15 protein-coding genes and 1 tRNA gene are annotated in these 18,957 nt (G+C 74.1%); 2 read left to right on the top strand and 14 right to left on the bottom strand.

Annotated features, from left to right (window positions below):
- Positions 1 to 104 precede the first annotated feature (104 nt).
- Both ACTMS9_RS27595 and ACTMS9_RS27600 read left to right on the top strand, forming a co-directional pair.
- Positions 105 to 1,058 (top strand): NADP-dependent oxidoreductase, encoded by a 954-nt coding sequence (locus ACTMS9_RS27595; protein WP_441148332.1) that lies wholly within the window; start codon positions 105 to 107, stop codon positions 1,056 to 1,058.
- Positions 1,059 to 1,125: 67 nt separating this feature from the next.
- On the top strand, positions 1,126 to 1,485 hold the full coding sequence (locus ACTMS9_RS27600) for a DUF4440 domain-containing protein (protein WP_441148333.1): 360 nt from the start codon (positions 1,126 to 1,128) through the stop codon (positions 1,483 to 1,485).
- Positions 1,486 to 1,809: 324 nt separating this feature from the next.
- Here the strand turns inward: ACTMS9_RS27600 and ACTMS9_RS27605 are convergent.
- From ACTMS9_RS27605 to murJ, 14 genes are all read right to left on the bottom strand, one after another.
- Positions 1,810 to 1,883 (bottom strand) — tRNA-Pro (locus tag ACTMS9_RS27605).
- Between the two features lie 177 nt (positions 1,884 to 2,060).
- Complete coding sequence (gene der, locus ACTMS9_RS27610; RefSeq protein ID WP_441166365.1) at positions 2,061 to 3,467, bottom strand: ribosome biogenesis GTPase Der; 1,407 nt, start codon at positions 3,465 to 3,467, stop codon at positions 2,061 to 2,063.
- Positions 3,464 to 4,144 carry a (d)CMP kinase gene (gene cmk, locus ACTMS9_RS27615; RefSeq protein WP_441166366.1) on the bottom strand — a complete coding sequence of 227 codons (681 nt, stop codon included), beginning with the start codon at positions 4,142 to 4,144 and terminating at the stop codon, positions 3,464 to 3,466. The genes der and cmk overlap by 4 nt, the downstream gene beginning before the upstream one ends.
- Before the next feature lie 188 nt (positions 4,145 to 4,332).
- Positions 4,333 to 5,103, bottom strand: a complete 771-nt coding sequence (locus ACTMS9_RS27620; RefSeq protein WP_441166367.1) for a pseudouridine synthase — start codon at positions 5,101 to 5,103, stop codon at positions 4,333 to 4,335.
- Positions 5,090 to 6,076 carry an SMC-Scp complex subunit ScpB gene (gene scpB / locus ACTMS9_RS27625; RefSeq protein WP_441166368.1) on the bottom strand — a complete coding sequence of 329 codons (987 nt, stop codon included), beginning with the start codon at positions 6,074 to 6,076 and terminating at the stop codon, positions 5,090 to 5,092. Before scpB ends, ACTMS9_RS27620 begins: the two co-directional genes overlap by 14 nt.
- Positions 6,073 to 7,059, bottom strand: coding sequence for a segregation and condensation protein A (locus tag ACTMS9_RS27630; RefSeq protein ID WP_441166369.1), 987 nt, complete (start codon positions 7,057 to 7,059; stop codon positions 6,073 to 6,075). The genes scpB and ACTMS9_RS27630 overlap by 4 nt, the downstream gene beginning before the upstream one ends.
- A gap of 53 nt (positions 7,060 to 7,112) precedes the next feature.
- Positions 7,113 to 8,036 carry a ParA family protein gene (locus ACTMS9_RS27635; protein ID WP_154937924.1) on the bottom strand — a complete coding sequence of 308 codons (924 nt, stop codon included), beginning with the start codon at positions 8,034 to 8,036 and terminating at the stop codon, positions 7,113 to 7,115.
- Positions 8,037 to 8,226: 190 nt separating this feature from the next.
- On the bottom strand, positions 8,227 to 9,219 hold the full coding sequence (locus ACTMS9_RS27640) for a site-specific tyrosine recombinase XerD (protein WP_441148372.1): 993 nt from the start codon (positions 9,217 to 9,219) through the stop codon (positions 8,227 to 8,229).
- On the bottom strand, positions 9,216 to 10,331 hold the full coding sequence (gene ald, locus ACTMS9_RS27645; protein ID WP_441148345.1) for an alanine dehydrogenase: 1,116 nt from the start codon (positions 10,329 to 10,331) through the stop codon (positions 9,216 to 9,218). The genes ACTMS9_RS27640 and ald overlap by 4 nt, the downstream gene beginning before the upstream one ends.
- A 559-nt stretch (positions 10,332 to 10,890) precedes the next feature.
- On the bottom strand, positions 10,891 to 11,496 hold the full coding sequence (locus ACTMS9_RS27650; protein WP_088962651.1) for an NUDIX domain-containing protein: 606 nt from the start codon (positions 11,494 to 11,496) through the stop codon (positions 10,891 to 10,893).
- Entirely contained in the window at positions 11,493 to 13,244 is a 1,752-nt protein-coding gene (locus tag ACTMS9_RS27655) for a CTP synthase (protein ID WP_441166370.1), read from the bottom strand. The genes ACTMS9_RS27650 and ACTMS9_RS27655 overlap by 4 nt, the downstream gene beginning before the upstream one ends.
- A 150-nt stretch (positions 13,245 to 13,394) precedes the next feature.
- Positions 13,395 to 15,920, bottom strand: a complete 2,526-nt coding sequence (locus ACTMS9_RS27660; protein ID WP_441166371.1) for a hypothetical protein — start codon at positions 15,918 to 15,920, stop codon at positions 13,395 to 13,397.
- Positions 15,920 to 17,086 carry a glycosyltransferase family 4 protein gene (locus ACTMS9_RS27665; protein WP_441148349.1) on the bottom strand — a complete coding sequence of 389 codons (1,167 nt, stop codon included), beginning with the start codon at positions 17,084 to 17,086 and terminating at the stop codon, positions 15,920 to 15,922. The genes ACTMS9_RS27660 and ACTMS9_RS27665 overlap by 1 nt, the downstream gene beginning before the upstream one ends.
- A 178-nt stretch (positions 17,087 to 17,264) precedes the next feature.
- Positions 17,265 to 18,956: a murein biosynthesis integral membrane protein MurJ gene (gene murJ, locus ACTMS9_RS27670; protein WP_441148350.1), complete on the bottom strand. Its 1,692-nt coding sequence runs from the start codon at positions 18,954 to 18,956 to the stop codon at positions 17,265 to 17,267.
- Between the last annotated feature and the right edge of the window lies 1 nt (position 18,957).

An 18,957-nucleotide genomic window follows, 5' to 3' on the forward strand; every position in this document is an offset into this window, starting at 1 on the left:
GCCACCCTAACAAGTTGACCGCACGGTCCGTTTATTGCTAGCTTCGCGATCGATAACATGACCGTCCGGTCCGTTTATGGAGGAAGCGCATGAAGGCAGTTGTCGTGACCGGCTACGGGCCGCCCGAGCAATACACCGTGGGGGACGTGCCGGTGCCCCAGCCTGGGCCGGGGCAGATCCAGGTCCGGATCGCCGCCGCCTCGATCAACCCGGCGGACGTCCGGCTGCCCAGCGGGGATTTCCGCGACGTCGTACCGCTGGGGTTTCCGCACGTGCCCGGCAACGACTTCGCCGGCACGGTCAGCGAGGTTGGCGCTGGCGTGACGGCCTATCAGGTGGGCGACGAGATCTTCGGTCAGGCTGTGCCGCGGGCGCTGCGGGCGATGGCCGGTGCGCCCCGGCCGTCGCTGAGCACCGGGTCGCTGGCCGAGTACGCGGTCTTCGAGGCCGATACCCCGTTCCTGGCGCATCGCCCGGCCGGCCTCGACATCGAGCAGGCGGCCGCGCTGCCCACCGTCGGCCTGACCGCACGGGCACTTATGGCCACCGCCGGAGTGCAGCCCGGCGAAACCGTCCTGGTCATCGGCGCTACCGGCGGCGTCGGAACCGCCGTGATCCCGCTGCTGACCGCCGCGAGGGCGCGGGTGATCGCCACGGCGACCGCCACTGACGCCGCCATTCTGCGAGCTTTCGGCGCCGATGAGACCATCGGGTACGCGGAATCCGAGTACCCCTCCGACGTCGATGTCGCGTTCAACCTGACCCTGCCGAGTGACCACCTTGCCGGAGTCGCTGACGCCATCCGCCCAGGCGGACGGCTCCTCACAATCACCTACCCGGTACCGCAGCAGGAGTGGATCGGCCGCGACGACGTCGGTCTGCATTTCGTACTGGACATGGACGGCACCTTCGGCGGGATGCGGGAGGTCGGTGAACTGGCGGTCCGCGGAGAACTACCGGCCACGATCGGCCGCCGCTACGCCCTCGACCAGGGCGCTCAAGCATGCGTCGACTTCGTCCGCCGGCATACGACCGGCAAGCTCGTCGTCACGATGTGAAACACACTGCCATCGGCGCTTCTCGGCAATCTGACCGTCGACGACCCACCCGCGACAGGACCCTCACGTGACAGACATCCGCGAACTCCAGCAGGCATTCGACGACGCCGAATTGCATGCCGACACCGACCGCTTGAACGCCCTGCTGGCGGATGACTTCATGTCCATCGGCGAACGGGGCTACCTGCTGGACAAACGGCAGTGGATCGACCGACACGCCGACTTCGCGTACCTGTCCCTGACGACAACCGAACTCGACGTACGCCGTTACGACCGCGCCGCGATCGTGCGCTGCGTCCAGCGCAGCCGGGCGACCTGGCGTGGTGAAGCGATGACACTGACAGTCCGACTGAGTCAGGTATGGATCGAACTACCCGACGGGTGGCGACTCGCCGGCATCCAGTTCAGTTCGCTCGACCCAGCCTGAACGCCTCATCCGCAATTCCGAGCCGACGCAGCCCTGTGCGCGCGAGTGAAACCGCTGCTCATCACGTAGGTGTGGTGCGTCCGGCACGGCTATCGCATAGTGCCCCATGCGCCGCGGCAAGCAGTTCTCGCAGCGCGATATCTGCACCCCGCTCACCGGTCGATCACGGACGCGGGAACGGCGCTGAGCGCTCACCTGAAGGCTCGCCGGTCCCCAAGTGGTCCCCACCTCCGCGTTGTCTAGTTCGCTCACCACGTCTGGTTCAAGAACCAACAGAGGCCGCTCACCAGGGCATACGCTCCGGTTAGCGGCCTCTACGTGCTGTCGGGACGGCCGGATTCGAACCGACGACCCCTTGACCCCCAGTCAAGTGCGCTACCAAGCTGCGCCACGTCCCGATGCCCCCGCGTGGTCTCCCCCGCGGCAGCCGGTACAGCTTAGCGCAGGATCTTCGCACCACGCGCACAGGCCCCTCCCGCGTCGCGGCGTCCCACGCCACTCCCCCTAGAGCGTCCTAGGAAAGAGAGCGCCGGGTGGAGCAACGAGGCTCCACCCGGCGATCGGGGCGGTACGGGTCAGCCGTGCGCCTTGCCGCGGCCGCCGGGGCCGAGCTTCTTGCGCGGGCGTACCGAGATCTCGATCGGGCTGCCCTCGAAGCCGAACTCCTCGCGCAGCTTGCGCTCGACGAAGCGCTGGTAGCCGGCGTCCAGCGGCGCGGTGGTGAAGAGCACGAAGCGCGGCGGCGCGACCCCCGCCTGGGTGGCGAAGAGGATCTTCGGCGCCCGACCACCGCGCACCGGGTGCGGGGTGGCCTGGACCAGCGCGGTCAGCCACTGGTTGAGCTGCGCGGTCGGCACCCGGGTCTCCCAGCTCGCCAGCGCCTTGCGCAGCGCCGGCGCGAGCTTGTCCACCGCGCGGCCGGTCTGGGCGGACAGGTTCAGCCGGATCGCCCAGGGGATGCGGCGCAGCTCCCGGTCGATCTCCTTGTCCAGGTAGTACCGGCGGTCGGCGTCGACCAGGTCCCACTTGTTGAAGGCGATGACCAGGGCCCGCCCGGCCTCGGTGACCATGGACAGGATCCGCTGGTCCTGCTCGCTGATCGGCTCGCTGGCGTCGAGCAGCACCACCGCCACCTCGGCCGCCTCGATGGCCGCGGCGGTCCGCAGGCTGGCGTAGTACTCGGTGCCGCTGGCCTTGCCGACCCGCTTGCGCAGGCCCGCGGTGTCCACCAACTGCCAGGTCTCGCCGCCGATCTCCACCAGGCTGTCGACCGGGTCGACGGTGGTGCCGGCGACCGCGTCGACCACCGCCCGCTCCTCGCCGGAGAACCGGTTGAGCAGGCTGGACTTGCCGACGTTGGGACGGCCGACGAGCGCCACGCGGCGCGGGCCGCGGGGCCGGTTCTCGATGATCTTCGGTGCCTCGGGCAGGGCCTCCATGATGGCGTCGAGCAGCTCGCCGGAACCCCGACCGTGCAGCGCGGAGACCGGGTACGGCTCACCGAGGCCGAGCGACCAGAGCGAGGTCGCCTCCATCTCGATGGCGGTGTTGTCGGTCTTGTTCGCCACCAGGATGACCGGCTTCGCGCTGCGCCGCAGCATCTTCACCGCGGCCTCGTCCACATCGGTCGAGCCGACCATCGCGTCGACCACGAAGAGCACCACGTCGGCGGTGGCCACGGCCGTCTCGGCCTGCGCGGCGATCGCCGCGGCCCGGTCCTTGGCGTCCGGCTCCCAACCGCCGGTGTCCACCACGGTGAACGCCCGGCCGCTCCACTGCGCGTCGTAGGGCACCCGGTCCCGGGTGACCCCGGGAACGTCCTCGACGACCGCCTGGCGGCGGCCGATGATCCGGTTGACCAGCGTCGACTTACCCACGTTGGGGCGGCCGACCACGGCCACCACCGGCTGCGGACCGGACGGCTCCTCGACGTCGAGGTCCGGCTCCCGCAGCTCCACCCAGCCGCCGTTGTCCTCGCTCATGCCACCCCCCGTTCGGTGAGGAGGTCGCGCAGTCGAGCGACGACCTCGTCGATGCCCAGCTCGGTGGTGTCCAGCACCACCGCGTCCGGGGCCTGCTGCAGGGGGTTGACCTTGCGGGTCGAGTCGAGCTTGTCCCGGCGGGCCAGGTCGGCGGCGGTCGCCACGACGTCGACCGCGTCCTCGGCGCTGCGCCGCTGGGCGCGGGCCGCCTCGGAGGCGGTCAGGTAGACCTTCAGGTCGGCGTCGGGGGCCACCACCGAGCCGATGTCCCGGCCCTCGACCACGATCCGGCCGGCGTTGGTGATCATCTGGCGCTGCCGGGCGACGAGCAGTTCCCGCACCGCCGGCACGGCGGCCACGGCGGAGACCGCAGCGGTCACCTCGGGGCCACGGATCTCCTTGTCGACGTTCACGCCGTCGGCGGTCACGCCGTACCCCTGGGGGTCGGTGCCGATGCGCAGGTCGACCTCGCCGGCGACCTTGGCCACCGACTGGACGTCGGTCAGGTCGACCCCGGAGCGCAGCACGGCCCAGGTGATCGCCCGGTACATGGCCCCCGTGTCGAGGTAGCGGGCACCGAGGCCGGCGGCGAGCCGCCGCGAGACGGTGGACTTACCCGAACCGGACGGCCCGTCCACAGCGACCACGCAGCGCACGGCCCGTACGTTTTCCTCCACCGTTGTCCTCCTATAGCCCGTACCTCGCGGGTCGCCGGTGTCTCCGGCGCCGTTGAGCGGATGTCCATCGTCAATCATGCCCGCGCCTCGCGGGCGGCCGCGCGCACCACCGTCGGGGGCGACCCGCGCCACCCGCCGGCCCATCGGCCGCGACGAAGCCTACCGGCACCGATACCCGGTTCGCCGGGTCAGTCACCCACGGCCTTGAACAGGGCGGCGACCTCGGCGTTGGTCAACCGCCGGATCCGCCCGGTACGCAGGTCACCCAGGCGGATCGGCCCGATCGCGATACGCACCAGCCGGGACACCGGGTGACCCACCTCGGCCAGCAACCGCCGGACGATGTGCTTGCGCCCCTCGTGCAGGGAGAGCTCCACCTGGGCGGTCTTGCCCAGGGTGTCCACCACCTTGAACGAGTCGACCTTGACCGGCCCGTCCTCCAGCTCCACCCCGGCCATCAGCCGCTTGCCCAGGTTGCGCGGGATCGGCCCGGCCACCTCGGCGAGGTAGGTCTTGAGCACCTCGTACGACGGGTGCATGAGCTTGTGGGCGAGGGTGCCGTCGTTGGTGAGCAGCAGCAGCCCCTCGCTGTCCGCGTCGAGCCGCCCGACGTGGTAGACCCGCTGCTCCACCCGGTTGCCGATGAAGTCGGCGAGCTCGTTGCGTCCCTTCTCGTCCGCCATGGTGGTAACCACCCCGCGCGGCTTGTTCATCGCCACGTAGACCAGGCGGTTGTTTGCCTGGAGGCGCTCGCCGTCGACGTGGATCACGGCGGTGGCGGGGTCGACCTTGTCGCCGAGCTGGGCGACCCGGCCGTTCACGGTCACCCGGCGCCGGAAGATCAGGTCCTCGCAGGCCCGTCGGGAGCCCACGCCGGCGGCGGCGAGCACCTTCTGCAGGCGCTCGGTCCCCTCGTACACGGGGGCGTCGGGCTTCGGGGCACGGTCATCGCGTCGCATCGGCAAGCTCTTCTACGTCGTCGGGGAGGAACGGGGCGAGCGGGGGCAGGTCGGCCACCGAGTTCAGCCCCAGCTTCTCCAGGAACATCGTGGTGGTCCGGTAGAGGAACGCCCCGCTGTCCGGTTCGGTGCCGCACTCCTCGACCAGCCCGCGGGAGACCAGCGTACGGATGACCCCGTCGCAGTTCACACCCCGGATGGCCGAAATCCGCGAACGGGTGACCGGCTGCTTGTAGGCGATCACCGCGAGCGTCTCCAGCGCGGCCTGGGTCAGCCGTACCGACTGCCCGTCCAGTACGAACCGTTCCACGTAGGTCGCGTATTCCGGGCGGGTGTAGAGACGCCAGCCACCGGCAGCCCGGCGCAGTTCGAAACCGTGCCCGGCGGCGGTGTAGCCGGCGGCGATCTCGTCCAGCATCGGGCCGACCCGCTCGGCGGGCTGCTCCAGCACCTGGGCCAGGGTCAACTCGCTGACCGGCTCGTCCACCACCAGCAGGATGGCCTCCAGCGCGCCGCGCAGCTCCGCGTCGTCCAGCACCGGAGCCGGCTCCGGCGCGGGCGTCGCCCGCCGCCGGGGCGCCGGCTGTCTCCCGGGTACGCGGGCAGCCGCACCCTCCCCCGCCGGCTCGTCGGCGCCACCCGCCGGCGCGGGGCCGGCGGTCGGCTCGGCATCTTCCGGAGCCGCCGGGACGGCAGGCGGCTCGGCGTCGCCCGGCAGAGCGGAGGCGGCGGTGGGCTCGGCGTCGCCCGCCGGTCCGGAAGCCTCGGTGAGGTCGGCGGCCCGCGCGGACGCCTCGGCGCTGGGCTCATCGGACGCCTCGGCGCTGGGCTCGTCGGACGCCTCGACGGGCTCGTCGGACGCCCCGACGGGCGGCTCGGCGGGCTCGTCGCGGGGCGGGGTGGGGCGTTCCCAGGGTGGGATCCAGGCGGCCGCCTGGTCGGCCAGGGAGTCCCGGCGCTCCTCGTCGCTCATCCCGCTCGCTCCTCCGTCGTACCCGTGGTGTCCCCGTCCGTCGGCTCGACCGGCGCGCCCGCCGCAGCGCCGTCGGGTTCCGCCGCTTCCGCCGAGCCGGCGTACTCGTCGATGTGCAGCTCGGTGTCGCCGTCGGCGGGGCCGGTCCAGCGCACCGTCAACTCCTCCAGCGCCTGATCCTGCACGAAGGAGACCAGCCCCTCCCGGTACAGCTCCAGCAGCGCCAGGAAGCGGGCCACCACCTCCAGGGTGATCTCGCAGTCGGCGCAGAGCAGCGAGAAGGTGGCGGTGCCGGCGCGGCGCAGCCGCTCGGTGAGGATCGCCGCGTGCTCCCGGACGCTGACCCGCACCATGTGCACGTGCGCGATGGAGACCTCGGGGGTCGGCTTCGGGGTCATCGCCCGGATCGCGAGCTTGAGCAGCCGCTCCGGACCGATGCCGAGGACCAGGTCGGGCAGCGCCTCGGCGTACCGGGGCTCCAGGGTGACCGCTCGGGGGTAGCGCCGGCCGCCCACCGCCTCCAGCTCGGCGATGTGCGCCGCCGCCTCCTTGTACGCCTTGTACTGCAACAGCCGGGCGAAGAGCAGGTCCCGCGCCTCAAGCAGGGCCAGGTCCTCCTCGTCCTCGACCTCGGCGGCGGGCAGCAGCCGGGCCGCCTTCAGGTCGAGCAGGGTGGCCGCGATGAGCAGGAACTCGCTCGCCTCGTCCAGGTCCCACTGGTCGCCCATCGCCCGGATGTACGCGATGAACTCGTCGGTGACCTTGTGCAGGGCCACCTCGGTGACGTCGAGCTTGTGCTTGCCGATGAGTTGCAGCAGCAGGTCGAACGGTCCGGTGAAGTTCGCCAGCCGGACGGTGAAGCCGGCGCTCTCCGCGGCCTGCGGCACGCCGGCCGGGACCGTGGCCACCTCGGCGGCGGCCTCGGCGGCCAGCACGGGAGGCTGCTCCGGGGTCGTCGGCGGGTCCAGGGGTGGCGCGGTCACCGGACGACCGTAGTCCACGCCCCGGGTCCACCGGCGGCAAGGTGCACCCCGACCTACCGGTCGGCCTGGGCGGCGATCACCTCACGGGCCAGCTGCCGGTAGTTGCGCGCCCCGGAGGAGGCCGGGTCGAGGGTGGTGATCGGCGCACCGGCCACCGTGGACTCGGGGAACTTCACCGTCTTGGTGATGACCGTCTGGTAGACCTTGTCGCCGAACGCCTCGACCACCCGCTGGAGCACCTGCCGGCAGTGGGTGGTGCGGCTGTCGTACATGGTGGCGAGGATGCCTTCGAGCTCCAGGTCGAAGTTGAGCCGCTCGCGCACCTTGTCGATGGTGTCGAGCAGCAGCGCCACCCCGCGCAGGCTGAAGAACTCGCACTCCAGCGGGATGAGCACGCCGTGCGCCACGGTGAGCGCGTTGATCGCCAGCAGGCCCAGCGAGGGCTGGCAGTCGATCAGGATGTAGTCGTACTCCTTGCGGACGGTCCGCAGCACCCGGGCCAGGGCCATCTCCCGGGCGACCTCGTTGACCAGCTGGATCTCGGCGGCGGAGAGGTCGATGTTGGCGGGCAGCAGGTGCAGCCCGGCGACGTCGGTCTTGATCAGGACGTCCTCGGCGGTGACGTCGTCCTGCATGAGCAGGTTGTAGACCGACAGGTCGAGGTTGTGCGGGTTGACCCCGAGGCCGACCGAGAGCGCGCCCTGCGGGTCGAAGTCGACCAGCAGCACCTTGCGGCCGTACTCGGCGAGCGCGGCGCCCAGGTTGATGGTCGTCGTGGTCTTCCCGACGCCGCCCTTCTGGTTGGCCATCGCGATGATCCGCGCCGGCCCGTGCCGGTCGGTCGGCATCGGCTCGGGGATCGGCTTGCGCATCGTGTAGGCGGCCGGGTCCGCCGGACCCAGGTCCGCGCCGAGCGACGCCTGCTGCTCGCGGAGCTCCGACGTCCAGGCGTCGGCACGGTCACCGTTGCCAGCCATGTCCTCGTTGCCCCCTCCCGACGACCACCCGGCGTCGGAGCCGTCCGACGTCCTGCGCGGCGCCGCTGCGCACCCCGGATGTCGCCCCAGGAGGTCCGCGCCGATGCCGACTGTACGCCACTCACCAGCAGCGCGTTCGGTACCGGTCCGGCGTGTCGGACGTCCCGCCCGACCGACCCGTGACGCCCGGTCAGCCGCGGGCGCGGGGATGCGCGGTGGCGTACACCTCGCGCAGCCGCTCCACAGTGACCAACGTGTACACCTGGGTGGTGGTCACCGAGGCGTGGCCGAGCAGTTCCTGCACCACCCGCACGTCGGCGCCGCCGTCGAGCAGGTGGGTGGCGTACGAGTGGCGCAGGGTGTGCGGGGACACCGCGTTGGGCCCGTCCACCGGCAGCCCGGCGCGCTCGGCCGCGCGGCGCAGGATCGTCCAGGCGCCCTGCCGGGTCAGCGCGCCGCCGCGGGCGTTGACGAAGACCGCCGGGGTGCCCCGCCCGGCCGCGACCAGCGCGGGCCGGGCCCGCACCAGCCAGGCGCGCAGCGCCTCGACGGCGTACCCGCCGATCGGGACCAGCCGGGTGCGCCCGCCCTTGCCGCGCAGCAGCGCGGTGCCCTCGTCGACGTCGAGGTCGTCGACGGCCGCGCCGACCGCCTCGGAGATCCGCGCGCCGGTGCCGTAGAGGAACTCCAGCAGCGCCCGGTCGCGCAGCGCGAGAGCGGCGCCGTCGCCGGCGGCGGTCACCGCCCCGGCGGTCTCCAGCAGCCGGACCACGTCGTCGACCGGCAGCGCCCGGGGTAGCCGGCGGGGCGGCGTGGGCGGCCGGACGTCCCGGCTGGGGTCGGCGCCGGCCAGCCCCTCGCGCAACGCGAAGCGGTGCAGCCCGCGCACGGCGGAGGCCGCCCGGGCCGCCGAGGAGACCGCCAGCGGCGGGTGGTCGTCGTCCCCGGCCCGCAGCCGGGCCAGGTGCGCCTCCACCTGCCCCGGTCCGACGGCGGCCAGGTCCGACACCCCGGCGGCCGCCAGGGTGTCGAGGTACCGATCCAGGTCCCGACGGTACGACGAGAGCGTGTTCGCCGACAGGCCACGCTCGACGGTCAGGTGGTCGAGGTAGCCGCGGACGGCACGGCGCAGGGCCGGCGCGGGCGTGACGCCCGCGCCGGCGGTGTCCGGTGCAGCGGTCAGGCCAGCACCTCGGCCAGCGGCAGGGTCGGCATGCCGTGCGCCTCGGCGACCGGGCCGTAGACGACCTGGCCGTCGTGGGTGTTCAGGCCCAGCGCCAGCGCCGGGTCGCGGCGCAGCGCCTCGCGCCAGCCCTGGTTGGCCAGCTCCAGCGCGTACGGCAGGGTGACGTTGGTCAGCGCGTAGGTGCTGGTGTTCGGCACCGCGCCGGGCATGTTCGCCACGCAGTAGAAGATCGACTCGTGCACCTTGTAGACCGGGTCGGCGTGCGTGGTGGGACGCGAGTCCTCGAAGCAGCCGCCCTGGTCGATGGCGATGTCGACGAGCACGCTGCCCGGCTTCATCCGGGAGACCAGCTCGTTGGAGATCAGCTTCGGGGCCTTCGCGCCCGGGACGAGGACCGCGCCGATGACCAGGTCCGCGTCGACCACGGCCCGCTCGATCTCGTACGCGTTGGAGGCGACGGTCTGCAGGTGGCCCCGGTAGATGGCGTCGGCCTGGCGCAGCCGGGCGACGTTCTTGTCCAGCAGCAGCACCTCGGACTGCAGGCCCAGGGCGATCGCGGCGGCGTTCAGGCCGGAGACACCGGCGCCGATGACCACGGTCTTGGCCGCGTACACGCCGGAGACGCCGCCGGGGAGCACGCCCCGGCCACCGCCGGTGCGCATCATGTAGAAGGCGCCCACCTGCGGGGCGAGCCGGCCGGCCACCTCGGACATCGGGGCGAGCAGCGGCAGCGACCGGTCGGGCATCTCGACGGTCTCGTACGCGATGCCGGTGACCTTCCGGTCGACCAGCGCGTCGGTGCACTCCTTGGAGGCGGCCAGGTGCAGGTAGGTGAAGAGCACCTGCCCCTCGCGCATGCGGTGGTACTCCTCCGCGATCGGCTCCTTGACCTTGAGCACCAGCTCCGCGGCGTCCCACACCTCGTCGGCGGTGCCCAGGATCTTGGCGCCGGCCGCGGCGAACTCGTCGTCGCTGATGGTCGACCCGACACCGGCGCCGGACTCGACGAAGACCTCGTGACCGTGGCGGGTGAACTCGTTGACGCCCGCCGGCGTGATCGCCACGCGGTACTCGTGGTTCTTGACCTCGCGTGGGATTCCGACCTTCACGATGCAGACACCTCTCTTCGGGGCAGTTCACCCCCGACTGCTCGGCCCCGTGCCGGCCCCATTGCCGGCGCGGTCGACCGGTCCCGCCGGCGGCAGTCTAGGCGCGGGAGCACCCTCCGGGGCCCAGCACAGTGACATCCGGTGCCCGATCCGCCTGACGATGTGTCAGGCGTGCGGGCCCGCTCCCCCGCTCGGCGTTCGCCCTCATCGTCGCACCGCGCGGCGGCTACCGCCGGGCGGAACCCGCAGGCGACACGCCGGGTGTCCACGCCGCCGCGCTCGGTGCCCGCCGGTCCGCGCCCCGGCACCCGGCGCACGGGCCACCCCGACGCGGACCCCGCCGATCCGAGGGGCCGACCGAGGGCCACCACCGCCGTCGCGCTTTGCGGCGTGTCGCGGTGTCCCGGCGGTCGGATACCGCGACACGCCGCAAAGCGCGACGCAGGCACCGGTGCGGCAGGCGCCCGGTGCGCGCGACGTGATGGAGAGAGCGGCAGGTGGGGGCGGAGACGCGGAAGGGCCGCGCGGCGAACCGCGCGGCCCTTCCGGGGCGTACCCGTCAGCGGGGCAGCGGGGCGTCGGCCCGGCGCAGCACCGACCAGCCGGCGTCGCGGGCCCGGGCGGCGGCCAGCAGCCCGGCCACGCACGGACCGTTGGTGATCTCCCCGGCCAGCACCATGCCGACCGCCTCGTCCAGGTCGAGCCGGACGATCTGGATGTCGGCCTCCTCGTCACGGCGCTCGTGCCGCGCCTCGGCCGGCACGTCGGCGAGGTCGCGGGCGAGGAAGACCCGGACCACCTCGTCGGAGAAGCCCGGCGAGGTGTGCACGTCGACCAGCAGGTCGAGCGTGCCGGCGGTCAGGTCGGCCTCCTCGGCGAGCTCGCGGGCGGCGGCCGCCGGCAGCGGCTCGCCGTCGACGTCCATCAGCCCGGCGGGCAGCTCCCAGAGGTGCCGCCCCACCGGCTGCCGGTACTGCCGGACGAGCACCACCTGGCCGGCGTCGTCGAGGGCCACCACGGCGACCGCGCCGACGTGCCGGACGTAGTCCCGCTTCGCGGTGCCGCCGCCGGGCATGGTCACCTCGTCGGTGACCACCGAGAAGATCCGGCCCTGGAAGCGCTCCTGCCGGTCGCGCAGCTCGTAGCGGTGCTCGACGGCGCTCACGAGGCGGACGCCGCCTTCGCCGTCGCGCCGTTGCGGGACGCCTTCTTCGCCGTCGGGGCCTCCGCCATCGCGTCCAGGTCCACGGGCAGCTGGTCGGCCTCCGAGTACGCCACGGCCGCCTTCACGAACGCCGCGAAGAGCGGGTGCGGGCGGGTCGGGCGGCTCTTCACCTCCGGGTGCGCCTGGGTGGCCACGAAGAACGGGTGCAGGCTGCGGTCCAGCTCGATGAACTCGACCAGCCGGCCGTCCGGCGAGGTGCCGGAGATGTGCAGGCCGGCCTTGGTGAGCTGGTCGCGGTAGGCGTTGTTCACCTCGTAGCGGTGCCGGTGCCGCTCGCTGACCTCGGTGCTGCCGTACGCCTCGGCGACGAGCGAGCCCTCGGCCAGCGTCGCCGGGTACGCCCCGAGCCGCATGGTGCCGCCCAGGTCGCCCTTGCCGGCGACGATGTCCTCCTGGTCGGCCATGGTGGCGATGACCGGGTGCTTGGCCTCCTCGTCGAACTCCAGCGAGTTGGCGCCGTCCAGGCCGGCCAGGTGACGGGCCACCTCGATGGTCATGCACTGCAGGCCGAGGCAGAGGCCGAGCAGCGGAATGCCGTTCTCGCGGGCGTACCGGGCGGTGCCGATCTTGCCTTCGATGCCGCGCACTCCGAAGCCGCCCGGGATGACGATGCCGTCCGCGCCGGCCAGGGCCGCCGCAGCGCCGGCCGGGGTGACGCAGTCGTCGCTGGGCACCCAGCGCAGCTGCACCCGGGCCCGGTGGCCGAAGCCGGCGGCCCGGATCGCCTCGCTCACCGACAGGTACGCGTCGGGCAGGTCGACGTACTTGCCGACCACCGCGACGGTCACCGTGTGGTGCGGCTGGTGCACCCGGTCCAGCAGGTCGTCCCAGCTGGCCCAGTCGACGTCGCGGAAGGAGAGGCCGAGCCGGCGCACCACGTACGCGTCGAGGCCCTCGCGGTGCAGCACCTTCGGGATGTCGTAGATGCTCGGCGCGTCCGGGGCGGCGACGACCGCCTCCCGGTCCACGTCGCAGTAGAGCGAGAGCTTCTCCTTGAGCTTCTCCGGGATCTCCCGGTCGCAGCGCAACACGATCGCGTCGGGCTGGATGCCGATGTTGCGCAGCTGGGCCACCGAGTGCTGGGTCGGCTTCGTCTTCAGCTCGCCCGAGGGCGCCAGGTACGGCACCAGGGAGACGTGCAGGTAGAAGCAGTTGTCCCGGCCCAGGTCGTGGCGCACCTGGCGGATCGCCTCCAGGAACGGCAGCGACTCGATGTCGCCGACGGTGCCGCCCACCTCGGTGATCACCACGTCCGGGATCTGGCCGTCGCCGTCCGGGTCGGCCATGCCGAGGATCCGGGACTTGATCTCGTTGGTGATGTGCGGGATCACCTGGACGGTGTCGCCCAGGTACTCGCCGCGCCGCTCCTTGGCGATCACGTCCGAGTAGATCTGGCCGGTGGTGACGTTCGCCTTGCCGGACAGGTCCCGGTCGAGGAAGCGCTCGTAGTGCCCGACGTCGAGGTCGGTCTCGGCGCCGTCATCGGTGATGAAGACCTCACCGTGCTGGAACGGGTTCATCGTCCCTGGGTCGACGTTGAGGTACGGGTCGAGCTTCTGCATCACCACACGCAGCCCGCGCGCGGTGAGCAGATTGCCGAGGCTGGAGGCGGTGAGGCCCTTACCCAGCGAGGAGGCGACGCCCCCGGTGACGAAAATGTGCCTGGTCGTCCGTGCTGAAGGGGCCAAGGCCTGCTCCCGTGTCGTCCGTAGCGGTCGTGCGAACCGCCGTGCCGATCAGCAAAGTGATCACGCGATCCACGGGATTCCACGGTAACACCTCTCCGGCCCGGGGCGGGCGTCGCACCCACCCCGGCCCGCGTCGGAGCCCGCAGCGGGTCAACCCGTCGTGACCTCGGTCGATGTCGGGGTGGCCGGCTCCCCGGCCCGCGCGGCGGGCACGCCGGCCCCGCGGGCACCGCTCGCCCCCGCCGCCCGCTCCCCCGCGCTCCGCACACCACCATCGCCGCCGCCGCCGTCGCCGTCACCGGCCTCGCTGTCGGTGTCGGTCTCGTCCCCGGCCTCGCTGTCGGCGGTGCCGGCGGTGTCGCCGGCCGCCGTACTCCGGCCGCCGGAGCCGCCCTCGGCCCCGGCCGGGGCCGCGTCGTCGGCCGGGGCCGCGTCGTCGGTGCCCCCGCCGTCGGGCGGCGGGCGGTCGGCGCGCGGGTGCTCGTCGGCCGTGGTGGTGCTGCCCCCGCCCGGTCCGCCGTCCGGCGCGTCCCCGGCGGGCGGGCCGGCCGGCCCGTCGCCGCGCTGCCGGCCGGCGCCCGGCTGGGTGCGGTCGGTGGAGTGGTCGAGCACCCGCAGCGAGGCCAGCGCCGCCATCGGCACCACCAGCGCGGCGGCCGCCCCGGCCACGTCCAGGGCCGAGCCGCCGAGCAGCCCGCCGATCACCGCCGCCACGGCGGTACCGGCCATCGCCGCCCGGATCGCCGGGTAGATGCCGAACAGCCGCATCAGCCCGCCCCAGGGCTGGAGCAGGGCGAACCACACCAGCAGGGCGCCGACCACGGCGAGCAGGGTCAGCGGGCTGTTCACCAGGGTCTCGAAGTTCGCGGTGCTGGAGCGGTGCACCGTCAACCCGCCGGTGCCGTCGCCCAGGGCGGCGAGGAACCGGCCGAGGCTGCCCCGCTCCTCCGCCGGCCGGCGCAGGTCCACCACGGCGTACCCGATGGTCAGCGCCAGGCCCGCCATGGTGGCCCAGACCAGCCGGCTGACGGTGAGCCAGCCGCCGGTGGAGATCGCCGCGGCGACCGCCACCCCGGCGGTGAGGGCGACCGCGCCGATCGGGTCGGAGCCGAGGTACGGGCTGCCGACCACCACCGCGGCCGTCCCGCCGACCGTCACCACCACCATCGGCCGCCACGCCCGGCGGAACCGCTGGGCGAGCCAACCGGCGCTGAGCAGCGCGCCGGCGAGGAACACCCCGAGGCCCACCGTGCCGAGCCCGGAGAACCGGCCGCCCTCCAGCGCCGAGTAGCCGACCACGCCGTTGAGCTGCAACCGGGCGCCGCTGAGCACGTCCGCGCCGACCACCAGGGTGGCCAGCCCGGCGACCGCGCCGAGCGGGCCGAGGGTGCGGTCGTGGCCGGGTGCGAGGCGCACCAGGGCGGTGGCCGCGACGATCAGGGCCACGGTCACCAGCGCGAACCACCAGCCGGCGTGGTCCACCCGCCACCAGGGCACCGCGTCGGCGAGCAGCGCGGCCGGGACCGCCAGCGCGACGGCGATGAGCAGCAGCTCCACGGTCGCCACCACCCGGCGGGAGACCGGCGGCGGGCTGTGCGGGCCGGCGAGCCGGCGGGCCCGGCGCAGCAGCGGCAGCACGGTCACGAAGAGCGCCACCTGCGCCAGGGCGAGCAGGGCGAAGAACCAGCCGGCCACCCTGCGCTGGGCGCCGGCCTCCCGGTCGGCGTCCGCCGGGGCGGCGATCGCGGCGGCCAGGTCGTCCGGCCGGCCGTCGACGCGGATCGCCGGGCGGCCGAGGAAGAGCCGCTCGGGCATCGGCCGGCCGAGCGCGGCGAGCGCGGTCGGGGCCAGGTCGACCAGTTGCAGGTAGCCCTCCCGGCCGGTGCTGGCGGAGGTGAGCAGGCCACCCTCCCAGCCGGGGCCGTCGGCGACGGCCACGTGCAGCCGGGACGGCGTCTCGGTGTCGGAGACCCCGGCCACCATCACCAGCGAGCGGGGCGGGCGGGCGGCGAGCACCGTGGCCAGCGCCGCGTCGACCCGGCGGGCCTCGGCGGCCCGGGTCGCCGGGTCGTCGCCGGCCACCGTGCCCAGGTCGACGATGCTCAGCACGCAGGAGCCGAGCAGGCCGGCGGGGTCGTCGGGCAGCTTCGGCGCGTACCGGTCGACCCGGCCGAAGGGACGGGCGGCGGCGACGGCGGCGCCGGGGCCGATCGCCACCGAGCAGCGCACCGACTCCGACAGCGAGCCGGGCACCGCCCCCCAGGGCAGCCGTTCCTGGTTGTGCAGGACGACGCTCTCCTGGTCGGGCAGGTTCGCGCCGATCCGGTCCGGCTGCTCGATCGTCACGCCGACCGGCGGGCAGGCGCCCTCCTGCCGGCTGCCGTTCCAGGCCGCGTAGCTGCCCGCGCCGAGGGTGAGCCACCCGTCCACCGGGCAGGTGGGGCGGTGCGCGGAGCGGGTGGACAGCGAGCCGATCGAGCCCTGCTGGGCCATCCGCCACAGGGTCGGGGTGGTCTGCGGGTCGACGTCGTCCCAGCGCAGCCCGGCCACGCCGGCGAGCACCACGAAGTCGGCGGTGCGCCGGGGCGCGCCGGTCTCCGGGCGGGCCGCCAGGGCGGTCACGCCGAGCACCACCACCAGCAGGGTGAGCAGGACCGGGGTGAGTCTGCGCAGCATCAGCGGCGTCCCGTCGATCCGGTGTCCGCACCGGGCGCGGCCGGCCCGGCGGCGTCGGGACCGAACTCGGCGTAGAGGTCCAGCAGCGCGGCGACGGTGTCCTCCTCGGTCGGCCAGGTCGCGGCGCGGGCGGCGCCGCGCCGGGCGAGGTCGGCGCGGAGGCTCTCGTCGTCCAGCAGCGCGCGCACCGCCGCGTCGATCGCGTCGACGTCTCCCGCCGGCACCAGCACCGCGGCGTCGCCGACCAGCTCCGGCAGGCCGCCCACGGCGGTCGCCACCAGCGGTACGCCGGCCCGTAGCGCCTCCTGCGCGAACAACTGCCGGGCCTCCCAGTCGCTGGTGACCACCGCCAGGTCCGCGCCGGCGAGCAGGTCCGCCACGTCGGTGCGGTGGCCGAGCAGGGTCACCGGCGCGCGGGCGGCGGAGATCCGGGCGGCCAGTTGCAGGTACGCCGGACCGCTGCCGGCGATCACGACGGCCGGCGGTGGGGTCCGGGTACGCCAGCGGGCCGCGGCGTCGACCAGCACGTCGTACCGCTTCTGCGGGTGCAGCCGGCCGACGGAGAGCACCAGCGGCTGGCCCGGTACGACGCCGAACTCGGCGCGTACGGCGGCGCGCCGGCGGCGCGGGGCGGGCAGGGTGGGTGCGGCGACCGGGGCGAGCCGGGCGTCGGCGGCGCCCAGCGCGGCGGCCCGCTCGACCAGATCGGCCGAGGCGCCGAGCGCGACCCGGGCGGAGCGGGCCACGACCCGCTCGGCCAGTCGGGAGAGCTGACCGCGCACCCCGCCGGCGAGCACCGCGTTGTGCCAGGTGACCACGACCGGCGCGGCCGGCCGGGCGAGCGTGGCGACCAGACCGGCGCGCAGCCCGTGGGCGTGCACGACCCGTACCGTCTCGGCGGCCAGGGTCCGGCGCAGCGCGGACACGGCCCGCGCGTCGGCCGGGGTGGGGCTGGCCGGGATCTCCACCGGGGCGAAGCGCGCGCCGACGGCGGTGAAGTCCCACTGGTCCTGGGTGGCGGCGGGCCCGCACACCAGCACGGGGACGCCGGCCTCGGTGAGGCCGCGGGCCACCGAGCGGACGTGCTGCCCGACCCCGCCGGTGCTGGAGGCGAGCAGCAGGACGACCGTGCCCTGCGAGCGCGGCGCCGAGGAAGCGTCGGTCATCGGTGCTCACCTTCCGTTCGCGACTGCGGGGCTCGCAGACCCGGCTCACTCCTCGCGCTCACCGCGGCATCTTCCGCTCGCGACTGCGGGGCTCGCAGACCCGGCTCACTCCTCGCGCTCACCGCGACATCTTCCGCTCGCGACTGCGGGGCTCGCAGACCCGGCTCACTCCTCGCGCTCACCGGGACACCGTCTCCTTCCCGTCATCCCGTTCCGGCCGGCCGCCCTCCTGCGCCTGGTCGGGCCCCGGGCCGCGCCGGCGCGGGCGCAGCCGGCGGCCCACGCTGGCGAGCAGCGGCCGGACGTCCGGCCGGTCGGCCAGGTAGGCCACGCCGAGGAACACCACGCCCACCACGGCCCCGGACAGCATGCCCTGAACGAGTGCCTCCGGTGTCGTCGGGGTGCCGTCGGCGACGTCGGCGAGCCACCGGGCGGTGAGCGCGCCGGCGGGCGCGGCGAGCGCGGCGGCGAGCACACCGGCGGTGGCGGCGCGGCCCGCGCCGGACAGGGCCGCCCGGCCGGCCGAGCGGGCCACCGCGGCCAGCAGCAGGCCGCCGAGGAGCAGCATCCCCAGCGAGTTGGCCAGGGTCACCGCCAGCACCCGGTCGCGCAGCGGCAGCGCCGCCCCCAGCGCCAGCGCGGCGGCCGGCACCGACAGCCAGCCGAGCGCGGTGGCCCAGGTCGCCGTCCGGGTCTCGCCCCGGGCGTACAGGGCGCGGGTGAGCACCGCGAAGAGTCCGTAACCGAGCAGTCCGGGGGCGAAACCGGCGATCGCGGCGGCGGCGGCCGGCGCGGTCTGCGCCGGGAAGAAGAAGTACCCGATGGGCGTCGCGACGCCGACCAGGGCGGCGGCGCCGAGGCTGCTGAAGATCAGCACGCCGCGCACGGCGGGGGCGAGGGTCCGCCGGTAGGCGTCCTCGTCGGCGGCGGCCCGGGCCGCGGCCAGCGTCGGGTATGCGGCGACCGCCAGCGGCACCGCGAGCACCGCCCAGGGCAGCAGGTAGACGGTCTGGGCGAGGTTGTACACCCCGGGGTTGGTCGCCGCGCCGTAGGTGACCTGGTTGAGGCTGACGATCAGCGCGATCTGCTGGGTGGTGACGGTCACCGCGCCGGCCACCGCCAGCCCGCCGACCCGGGTCCGGGCGTCGGCCGGGAAGCCGTACCCGGGGCGCAGCCGCAGGTCGAGCCGGCGCAGCGGGACCAGCAGCGACAGCGACAGCACCACCACCCCGGCGGTGGTGCCACCGGCCAGGATCAGCTCCCCCGCGCTACTGACCTCGGCGACCGTGGCCAGCCGCCCCTCGACGGCGGTGAAGGCGAGGTAGACCGTGATCACGGTGGCGCTGCTGAGCAGCGGAGCGATCACCGGCCAGGCGAACCGCCGGTGCGCCTGGAGCACGCCGGTCAGCACGATGCCGATGCCGTAGAGCGGCAGTTGCGGCGCGAACAGCCGCAGCATCCGCTCGCCGCTGTGCTGCTGGGCGACGCTGAGGCCGTCGCCGAGCAGGCCGACGATCGGCCCGGCGGCCAGCACCACCAGCACCGCGAGGGGCACCAGCAGGGTGACCGTCCAGGTCAGCAGCGCGCCGGTGGTGGCGGCCACCGCCCGCCGGTCGCCGGCCGCGACCGCGCCGGCCAGCAGCGGTACGACCAGGCTGGCCAGCGCCCCGCCGGCGACGATCTCGAAGATGAAGTTGGGTACGGCGTTGGCCACCACGTACGCGCCGCCGAGGTCGGTCGGGGCCAGCGTCCAGGTGAACACGGCGGTACGACCGAAGCCGGCCAGGCGGCTGACCACGGTGAGGACGGCGATGAGGGCGGCCGCTCCGGCCACACGGCCGGCGCCGGCGAGGGGTGCCGGTCTGGTCACG

Source organism: Micromonospora sp. L31 (assembly GCF_052068075.1).
Classification (GTDB): domain Bacteria; phylum Actinomycetota; class Actinomycetes; order Mycobacteriales; family Micromonosporaceae; genus Micromonospora; species Micromonospora purpureochromogenes.